General features: G+C 40.4%; 8 protein-coding genes. 4 read left to right on the top strand and 4 right to left on the bottom strand.

Annotation, left to right across the window (positions count from 1 at the left end):
- Window positions 1–403: 403 nt before the first annotated feature.
- The 4 genes from LHW48_07685 to groL form a co-directional block, all read right to left on the bottom strand.
- Window positions 404–1,324: a 3-phosphoglycerate dehydrogenase gene (locus LHW48_07685; GenBank protein MCB5260337.1), complete on the bottom strand. Its 921-nt coding sequence runs from the start codon at window positions 1,322–1,324 to the stop codon at window positions 404–406.
- Between the two features lie 72 nt (window positions 1,325–1,396).
- Window positions 1,397–2,494, bottom strand: a complete 1,098-nt coding sequence (locus LHW48_07690; protein ID MCB5260338.1) for an ATP-dependent 6-phosphofructokinase — start codon at window positions 2,492–2,494, stop codon at window positions 1,397–1,399.
- A gap of 112 nt (window positions 2,495–2,606) precedes the next feature.
- The gene (locus LHW48_07695) at window positions 2,607–3,875 is read right to left on the bottom strand and encodes an MFS transporter (protein ID MCB5260339.1); all 1,269 of its coding nucleotides are present in this window, start codon (window positions 3,873–3,875) and stop codon (window positions 2,607–2,609) included.
- Window positions 3,876–4,057: 182 nt separating this feature from the next.
- Window positions 4,058–5,686 carry a chaperonin GroEL gene (gene groL, locus LHW48_07700; GenBank protein ID MCB5260340.1) on the bottom strand — a complete coding sequence of 543 codons (1,629 nt, stop codon included), beginning with the start codon at window positions 5,684–5,686 and terminating at the stop codon, window positions 4,058–4,060.
- Between the two features lie 1,110 nt (window positions 5,687–6,796).
- On the opposite strand from groL, the gene LHW48_07705 reads away from it, so the two are divergent.
- The 4 genes from LHW48_07705 to LHW48_07720 all read left to right on the top strand — a co-directional run.
- Entirely contained in the window at window positions 6,797–7,393 is a 597-nt protein-coding gene (locus tag LHW48_07705; protein MCB5260341.1) for a hypothetical protein, read from the top strand.
- Window positions 7,383–7,709: a transcriptional regulator gene (locus tag LHW48_07710; GenBank protein ID MCB5260342.1), complete on the top strand. Its 327-nt coding sequence runs from the start codon at window positions 7,383–7,385 to the stop codon at window positions 7,707–7,709. The genes LHW48_07705 and LHW48_07710 overlap by 11 nt, the downstream gene beginning before the upstream one ends.
- Window positions 7,710–8,018: 309 nt before the next feature.
- Window positions 8,019–9,098, top strand: a complete 1,080-nt coding sequence (gene buk / locus LHW48_07715; GenBank protein ID MCB5260343.1) for a butyrate kinase — start codon at window positions 8,019–8,021, stop codon at window positions 9,096–9,098.
- Between the two features lie 72 nt (window positions 9,099–9,170).
- Window positions 9,171–10,489: clostripain-related cysteine peptidase (locus tag LHW48_07720; protein MCB5260344.1), on the top strand; the 1,319-nt coding region annotated here is incomplete at its 3' end.

Here is a 10,489-nt window from a genome sequence, read left to right on the forward strand (position 1 = left end):
CCATGCGCATTGACGCTTCGCCCCCTTCCCGCCCTTCGCTACAACGGAGGATTAAGCAAGGTTCAAGCCGGGATCATGCTGTAAGTAAGGGATCATGTCCCCCTAAAGTATGCCTAATTGTGAGATAAAGAAACATGTAAAAACGGTGTGTAAGACATTTGAATAATTGGGGCATGGAGTCCCGTACTACAAAAGTACCGGGTGGGTAGAGGTGCGATTAATAAAAGCCCACCAAACCGGTACTTCGTGCATAGAAATCTGCTATATATCAATGTGCAACGGTCTCTTTCCCATTGTATTCAAAGCAACTAATCGACATATTTAATGCCAATATTGTGGAATAGAAAAAAGAAACGCCAGATACATCAGAATCCAGCGTTTAATGAATGTGATAAATAAGTGATTAATTTACTTTAAAGGTTTTATCGCCTTTTTCGAAGAATGCAATAATTTGCCTTGCCGCCGCAATTCCGGCATTGGTATTCGCTTCTGCGGTTTGAGCTCCCATCTTCTTAGGTGTGCAGTAAATACGATCAGCATATTGTTCACTGATAGTATTCAAATTATCTGGAGCCACATCACTAACATATCGAAAACCTTTTTTCTCGGTAAAAGCTTTCAATAAAGCCTGTTCATCCAGCACTTCCTTTCGCGCAGTATTAACCAATATAGCGTTATCGGGCAAAAGCGAAAGCAAGTTCCAATTAATTGAGCCCTTAGTTTCGGCATTTGCTGGAATGTGAAGAGAAACATAGTCTCCGGTTTTAAAAATATCTTCGACCTTAGTCAGAGGTTTAACTTCTTCTTTTTGCATCACTTCATTGGCAATATATGGATCGTACGAATATACTTCCATCCCAATCCCACGAGCCATTCTTGCTACCAAGCGCGCTATGTAACCAAACCCGAAAAGTACTAGTTTCTTTCCGGCAAGCTCAGTTCCGCTTTTGCCATTAAATTTCCCACGAGCCATATAAATCATTAAACCTATGGCAAGTTCTGCTACGGCATTGGAATTCTGTCCGGGAGTGTTCATAACCACCACATCATGAGCTGTGGCTGCTTTAAGGTCTACATTGTCGTAACCTGCACCAGCACGAACTACGATCTTGAGATTCTGGGCGGCATTTAAAACAGCTTCATTCACTTTGTCACTGCGAATAATCAGGGCATCTACATCCTTAACTGCAGCTTGAAACTCACTAGCATCCAGATAAGATTCCAAAAATTTGTAATCGTACTTGGCATTTTCCAATTCTGCCTTAATCTTTGCAGCAGCTTGGGCTGCAAACGGTTTTTCTGTGGCAATAAGGACTTTTGGCATTATTAGCCTCCATGTTTATTTTTGTTCTTTTTAATATAATAAGCTTGCAAAAAGTAAAAGCAAACAAAGCACTCAATCTCCCATCGAGATTCCCAAGCCTCGAGCTGTTTTAACCAGATTTCCCTTGGGATTTACTAAGTTGTATTCTTTAATAGCGTCCTTTATGGGTACTGCAATAATATTTGGATGCCGATAAGCTACCATATGCCCCCACTTCTTTGCCAATACCAGTTCAAATGCTTTAACCCCAAATTGTGATGCCAATATCCTATCAAAAGCATTGGGTGTTCCGCCTCGTTGCAGATGCCCCAATATGGTCTCTCTAATCTCAATAGGACAACCTGCGTGTCGTAGCTCTTCTGCTAATTGCATACCTGCTCCTCCTAAACGAATTTTCATGGCACCCGGAGAATTGTTTTGAGTATAAGTCATCTCTCCACCAACAACTGTAGCACCTTCTGCAATTACGATATTAGCAAAGCCTCTTCCATTATCAAACCTCTGCATAATGGCATCCATTACCTTTTCTATCTTATAGGGAATCTCAGGAATCAAACATACTTCTGCCCCGCCGGCAATTGCCGCATGCAAAGCTATCCAACCCGCATATCGCCCCATAACCTCCAAAATAAGAACTCTATGGTGACTGGCTGCTGTAGTCACCAATTTGTCAACTGCATCTGTAGCTACATCTACAGCAGTCTGAAAACCAAAAGTGAAATCTGTATCGCTAAGATCGTTATCTATAGTTTTGGGAACCCCTATGATAGGGCAGCCAAGCTCATACAGGCCTTGAGAGATTTTTTGTGATCCATCTCCACCTATGTTTATAATGGCTTCGATATTCTGATAACGAATTCGTTCCACAAAATCCTTACTTCTATCCACTTCAGCCCAATTTCCCTTATTGTCTTTTACTGGCCAGTTGAAGGGACCCCCTTTGTTTGTAGTACCAATGATAGTACCACCTCGCACATGGATCCCAGCTACTTTGTCAGAAGTGAGTTCCACTAAATGCATGGGATCTTGTAATACTCCATTAAAGGCATCTATTGAGCCCAAAACTTCCCATGTATGTTCTTGCGCAGCGCGTTTCACAATGGCACGTATTACTGCATTCAAACCGGGACAATCTCCACCGCCTGTGGCTATCAATAGTCTTTTCTTCATATAATCTCCAAGCTCTCAATTATGTCATTTTATCTTTTACGCATTTTTTAGTCAACCGCTTTTTATTGTTCTACTAATCAGATAAGTAATTGTTAAACATTATGAGCTAAGCTTATTTCAATATATTGATTTTGGTATATTTCAATTTGCGATAATCTCTAAAACTCATTATCGAAGCCAACGCAAGAAAGCCTGCAGCAACAATGAATACAGATTCAATTCCTATAAGCCGGAGTAGGGTAAAACCCAGTACTGGAGCCACTAAACCACGAACTCCAGTAAGTGTAACATGAACACTCTGATACATAGCTGCATCTTCATTACCGGCAAAAAAGATAGAACTCATATTCCACGCCATATTTACCCCAGTCATTGCCAAACCGAATATTGTATAAGCAACAAAAACAATTATTACGGCAACTACAGATTCTCCTGCCCAATAAGATGATAACACAAATAATAGAGGAAACAACATTAATAATGCAAAGCTAAATCCTATATACTTAAATGGATGCATCCTATCGTGTAAGCTACCAAAAAGGGGCGCTAAGAATAACATACCCAATTGAGATAACACTCCTTTGGCTAAGAAGTTGTTGGTATAGCTTAGCTGAAGTCTATCTACCATGTAGATTGGGATAATGGGTTGCATCATAATATACCCCATCCCATAAATCGAAAAGCTCCGTTCGAAAGCTGAGAAAGCTTTATTTTGTTTCATGAGAGCTAAACTCCGTTGAATTGGATCTAAAAATGCCGCTTTCAACGTAACCTTTTCATGTATCTGTGAAGGTTCTATCATGGGCTCCTGTATATTTATACGAGAATGAAGAAGGGTACTTATAAAACCTGCAATTCCGGTAAGAGCGAGAATCCATCTAAAGCTAGATTCTTGGATATCTAATGCTCTACCGACAATGAAAGTAAGCACTATCGATATCGCCATACCAATACTCAGTGTATAACCATATACTGCTGCCCTGCGCTGAGGTCGAATATTCCTTTGGTATATGCTATTCTGGGCTGGGAGCAGCATTGAATTAGCCGAATACAACAAAGCCATTATTACCAGGTACTCATTCATTGTGCTAAGCCATATAGCATATAACAGAGTAAGCCTGCCTACCACACCTCCAGCAATGAAATAGTAAGATTTATGTCGAGACTTCTCAAAAAGTCTGCCCCACCAAATGGAAAGAAAGTTTGAAACCGGCCATATCATAGTCATTAACATCAGTTGCCAATCTCGAGCATGTAGTGCCTTGCGGGCAATAATATCCTGTGTTTGCGCTAAAGATTGCACAGCTCCGTTGAAAACGGCGGCAAGCATTAGTAAATATACCGTTTGGCGTACAAAGGGATTTAGTTCTTTAAGTTTCATAATAAGACTTAGAGCTTAATTCTAAGAGCCGCTTTCTTGTCAAGTTTGTTAAATATTGGTATAAAGATACTATTCAAACAATTAGTTGTGTTTCCTAATCCATTTAATTCCTTTATAACAGATCCAAACAAAAAGCCTCCTCTCAAGGGAGGAGGCAATTGGCTTTTTATCTAATCGGGTTATTAATACATTCCACCCATTCCCGGATTCGGCATCGGAGCCGGTGCTTCCGGTTCGGGGATATCTGTTACTATGCACTCAGTAGTTAGGAATAGAGCCGCTATTGAAGCAGCGTTTTGCACTGCACTACGAACAACCTTAGCAGGGTCAATAATTCCAGCTTCAAAGAGATTTTCATATTTACCTGTGGCTGCATTAAAGCCCATATGAATGTCTTTGAATCCCTTAACTTTTTCCACTACCACGGCTCCTTCTTCACCGGCGTTTGCGGCGATTTGGTAAACAGGTTTTTCCATAGCTTTTGCCAGAATTTCCACTGCCATTTTTTCTTCATGTGAAAGCCCTTTCATTTGTTTCAAAGCTTTTGCGGCCTGAATAAGAGTTACTCCTCCACCCGGCACTATTCCTTCTTCCACTGCGGCACGGGTTGCGTGTAACGCATCATCAACGCGAGCTTTCTTTTCTTTCATTTCGGTTTCTGTAGCAGCCCCAATACGTAACACAGCCACACCGCTGGAAAGCTTTGCCAAGCGTTCTTGCAGCTTCTCTTTGTCATAATCTGAAGTTGTTTCTTCTATTTGAGCCTTAATTTGTTTTATTCTACCGTCGATTGCTTCCTGAGGACCGGCACCTTCACGAATAGTAGTGTTCTCTTTCTCTACCAGTACCTTCTTGGCGCGCCCCAAATCTGTCATCGTTGTGCTGTCAAGTTTGCGCCCCATATCTTCAGATATTAGGGTAGCTCCGGTAAGAATTGCAATATCTTCCATCATAGCTTTACGACGATCTCCAAAACCGGGAGCTTTAACCGCTACTATGTTTAAAATCCCACGTAATTTGTTTACAACCAAAGTTGCTAAAGCTTCGCCCTCAATATCCTCGGCAATAATCAACAAAGGCTTGCCTGTTTGAGCTACTTCTTGAAGAATTGGTAACAAGTCTTTCATTACGCTGATTTTTTTATCGTAAAGCAAAATGAAAGGCTCTTCCATCTCGGCAATCATTTTATCCGGATTTGTCACAAAATACGGAGAAATATATCCGCGATCAAATTGCATGCCTTCCACTTTCTCCAATCCAGTATCGATAGATTTTGCTTCTTCGATATTGATGATGCCTTCTTTCCCAACACTTTCCATAGCTTCAGCTATCAACTTGCCAATTTCAGGATCGTTGTTTGCACTAATACTGGCAATCTGAGCTATCTCACCATTACTCTTAATCGTTTTAGAATATTCATGAATATTATCTACAATTATCTTTGTGGCTTTTTCTAAACCACGTTTGAGGTACATGGGATTTACTCCCGCTGTAACATGCTTTAAACCTTCTTCAATGATGGCTTGAGCCAATAACGTAGCGGTTGTAGTGCCATCGCCAGCATTGTCATGAGTCTTTTCAGCTACTTCTTTACAGAGCTGGGCACCCATGTTTTCAAAGACATCTTCCAGTTCAATCTCTTTGGCTATCGTTACACCATCATTGGTAATAAGCGGAGAACCAAATTTTTTATCCAATACTACATTTCTGCCCTTGGGTCCAAGGGTAACCTTAACGGCATCTGCCAGTTTGTCCACACCGTTCTTCAAAGAAGTACGGGCTTCGTGTGCATACTGCAATTGTTTTGCCATCTTTGTTTTCCTCCATATTTTTGAAATTTACTAATTCATATTTAGCAGTCTGTTCTTATGAGTGCTAATCTTATAATATCCCGTTTCCTGTCAAGTGCAAATTTTTTTTATTATTTTTTTTGCGTATCTGAACTGCACTATCAAAATAAGCTACTATTCGCGAACGCTGATACTATAATATATGGAGACGAATACGATCTCTCCCTTATACCAGTACTCAGACCTGTGTTATGCGCTCAGCCTTGTGAGCCCAGAAAAACAAGCCAACATGTTTGTACCTGATATAAGCACATCTCTTATATATAAGTGATGGTTTGTTGACGCAGCATCCCTAACAAGTGGGCTTTAACAACGATTAGAAGATTTGTGAATGTACATCAATACAAATAGTGTTATTCACCCTGATAACACGTTGAATAAAAGCATAAATAAGCAACACTTGAAAGCTTTTTTTAAAAATTGCTGAATTACATAAGCAAACATTCTACATCATAACAAATGGTATGTTTATGGAAATAGCTGACTGCTGGTTCATTAACATTTTCTGATACAGTAACATAGAAGACCTGTTGCACATTTGCTGTTTAGCCCTAAACTGTCCTTTGCCACTCCTAATGCCTTAGCGGATAATTAGCCCAAGTTTAAGCGGATATTCTGCTATATCAGTAAGAGCAAGACAGGGGGAACTATAGTTTATACATACTGGAAGCGGTTGGGTTCCAGTGTTTGTTTTTAAGAACAAATCAAGGAAATAATGCGAGGAAAATTATCCCAATTTCTGGGCAAGTTCCGCCCCCAGATGACCATCCCCGAGTATAAATCTTACTTGATGCCTGTTTGGGGATTATTAAGAGCCGATCGGTGATCTGCCTGCAAATGGCAAGGAGCTTGAACGAGAAAGTGACGGTCAAGAAGATCTGAGAACGTTTCACTCGTCATCTGAACAAGCAGGAACTGGGAGTATATATCTTTATATTGGGGTTATGATTCAAGATATCTGGAAAAGAAAGTCTTGACGATTTTAAGTTTGCAAACAAGTTTACATCATAGACTATTTGGCTGGCCATAATAGCTGAGAGTCTGCAATACTACGCCTACGAAGAGGTAATAATGGATAAGTTATCGTTTAAAAACACCGAGAAGAGCATTTTGTGGGATATCCGTTATGGCGACGGTTTGCTATGGCTTTATAAAGGAATAGCTTTTGTTGCTTTGTTTCTGGCATTAAAAGTTTCATTATTGATGTGGCTGGCTCTGATTCTGCTTTTCCCTATACAGCATCTGATTCGGAAAAGATGGGTAATACCACGCAGAGGGATAGTTAAACAAAGATATTATAGCAATCGCCCAAAATATACTACCATGATCATCATCGTTGGCTATCTCTATCTTATGCTTATCACTTTACACTTATTTAGCACCAGAATATCGGAAACTATGGTGAAAGTAATGATTTTCTCATTGTATTTGCTGCTGTTTGTCAATTGGCTAGTTATATCTTACCTAGAGTGGGATAAGAAAAGCTTGTATCCAATTTTAGATCGAATAGTCATTCTATTTTTGCTCATCGCTCTGTGGTACATAAAATTCGAATTTTCTGCTTTTCTGCTACTAATCTGCATCTATGGTATTTTTAATATCATTGCGGGAACATGGCAGTTCATCAGTTTCATCAAAAACAATCCGGTACAAGCTCATGAAGGATAACATCACTTTAGAGATTGAAGAAATAGACCGTATGATTCATGAACCTGCTAGGCTCAGGATCATGATATATTTGTCTCTGATTCAAGAAGCTGATTTTACAAATCTTCTTTACAACACAAAACTCAGTCGTGGAAACCTTTCTGCCCAGTTACAGAAACTTGAAGCTGTAGGCTATATCGATATCAATAAAAAGTTCATTAAACGCATTCCCCGTACTCTGGTATCGATTACCGATGCCGGAGTCAAAGCCCTACGGAAATACAAAGAGAATCTCAATCGGATACTTTCTTCGGACAATCAGGAATCCAGTGAATAGTTTTGGCGGCTATTTACATTCAATTTTATTTTGGGAGAGGATGATAATTTCATGATCTATGCACATATAACCCTATGCTCAGTATATCTATTGAGTCAGTAAAATCTGCAATTCTTCTCCGATATCTGTAAACATAGATAACGTATTTGTGCAAGTCTTTTTCAGAATCTACATTTAGCAACTGATGTCTTAAATCGGCAGAGAATAAACATAGCAGATTGTGATTTAGAATCTGCATTAAAACTATTGACAAGATACTCTTGTCTCCGAGCGTGGAAAAAAACAAATCTATCACATTCAGGAGGTAATATGACCTACCGCGTTCTCGCGATTAATCCCGGTTCAACTTCTACAAAAATCGCAGTTTATGATGACGTAAAACCAGTTTTTGAAAAAACTCTCCGCCATGACCCTACCGAATTGGAAAAATTTGGTGGCATCATCGAACAATACGATTTTCGGAAAGATTTGGTAATGGAAGCCATGCGTGAAAATAATGTGGATTCTACAAGCCTGCATGCCGTAGTTGGTAGAGGGGGGTTAGTTCGCCCTGTTAGCGGAGGAACCATGAAGATTGGGCAGTCCATGCTCCGGGACCTGCAAGATCCAGCACTTTGGGGTAGGATACATGCTTCAAATTTGGGAGCATTTATAGCCGATGCTATTAGTAAAGAACTGAATATTCCGGGCTTCATTGTTGATCCGGTTGTTGTGGATGAATTCGACGATATTGCCAGAATCTCTGGAATTCCCGAGATTGAACGTAAAAGCCTGTTGCACGCCCTTAATATTCGTTATATAGCCCGCTTGATGGCAAAGAAATTGGGCAAGGATAGTAGCGAAGTGAATCTCATTGGAGTACACATGGGCGGCGGCATCTCTGTGGCTGCCATAAAAAGCGGTAGAGTGGTAGACGTGAATAACGCTCTCTTGGGTATGGGACCTTTCTCACCTCAACGGGCTGGCGCTCTTCCTATTGGAGATCTTATAGAAATGGCTTATAGCGGCAAATATACTAAAAAAGAGTTAAATAGCTATCTCACTAAAACTGCCGGCTTAATGGCATATCTGGGAACAGACAGTGGAATTGAAGTAAACCAGCGCATTAAGGCAGGAGACGAAAAAGCAAAACTGATCTTGGATGCCATGTGCTATCAGGTTTCCAAAGAGATTGGTGCTTGTGCTGCAGTTCTTGCCGGTAAGGTGGATGCCATATTCCTTTCTGGGGGCTTAGTTTATAACGATATTATCGTTCACTCCATTGAAGCCCGCTGCAAATTTATTGCCGAGCTACATCTATATCCCGGCGAAAAAGAAATGGAAGCCCTTTGTCAAGGTGGAATAAGGGTGCTTAAGGGTATTGAACCGGCACTGGACTACCCCTATTGAAGAATTTAGTTTCTCTTTTGAGGGAAATCCGTTTGTAAATTTCGGGTTTCCCTTATCTGCAATTCTCACATAATGCTAAAGAAAAAACTATCTCTGATTGCTTTCTTCCTCTCAATCGTTGCACTGTTGGCGGCTGGAGATTGGACCGTTCTAATCTACATGGGCGCAGATAATGATCTTGCACAGCAAGCTCTTGACGATATCGAACAGATGGAAACAGCCCTACAACCACAAGATCTAAACTTAATTGTGCAGATAGATCTTCCCGATATAGGTGCCAAACGCTATCGCATTGAGCATCATCCCCAATCTGGAATTGGTTCTCCTGTGCTAAAAAACCTAGGTATTGTCGATAGCGGCGAACCGGATACATTAAATGATTTCATTAGATGGGGCTTTGCCAGATACCCTTCTCGATATAAGATGTTGGTGCTGTGGTCTCATGGAGATAGTTGGTATAAGCAAAACAAATATATTTCTCCAGACACTGATACCGGACACGATATTGGAATAGCCAATCAAGAATTAAGCATGGCATTATCTGGAACACCAAAATTGGATATCTTGCTCTTTGATGCCTGTAGTATGCAAAGCATCGAAATAGCCTACGCATTGAAAGATAATGCAAACTACATTATCGGATCGGCAGATTTGGTACCCACTAAAGGATTCCCTTATCCACAAATTATTACTTTGTTCAACCAGTCTCCGCACTCAATAGCCGTTCAAATTCCAGATCTTTACACCAATTTCTACCTTCCCGGCAGCCCGAACAATCCTTCAATGTATTACCTCAATACAACTTGTTCTACTATTGATACAGCATATTTATCCTCATTTGATAATCAATTTCAGCCTTACCTTCGTACTCTTTTCGGCTATACGGAGCAATTAAGAGCCATTCGCCAAGATTTACACGAAATGAACACCGGTTATGCAGATGCTGACCTCAAGCAATTGTTTGTTCATATTCTCAACAACAATATTTTACCAACTCAAACCCAGCAGTTGCTAGATCATTTCGAACAAATGGTGCCTGCTTATTCATTTACTTCCTCCTATGGGGTTGAAGATCTGAGTAGTGTAGCAATTTGGTTTCCTGATAATCGGTACTTCTTCAACAATACTTGGCGCCATTACTTTCGTCTTAGCTTTGCCAAAATTGGCTGGCTAAGCCTTGTTAATGCAGTTATTGGAAACGATAACGAGGCTCCCGATTCTCCACAACTTATTAATCACTCCCAACGACATGGAAAATTGATTGTATCCTTTACCTCTCCTACAGATCCCGATTCTCTTTATTATCATGTACAAAGCGATCATGCCGATTTCTACTATGAAACTACTGCCTACTCATCAACTGTTACAATCACCTTTCCCATCAATGGTTC

Source organism: Candidatus Cloacimonadota bacterium (genome assembly GCA_020532355.1).
Classification (GTDB): Bacteria; Cloacimonadota; Cloacimonadia; order Cloacimonadales; family Cloacimonadaceae; genus UBA5456.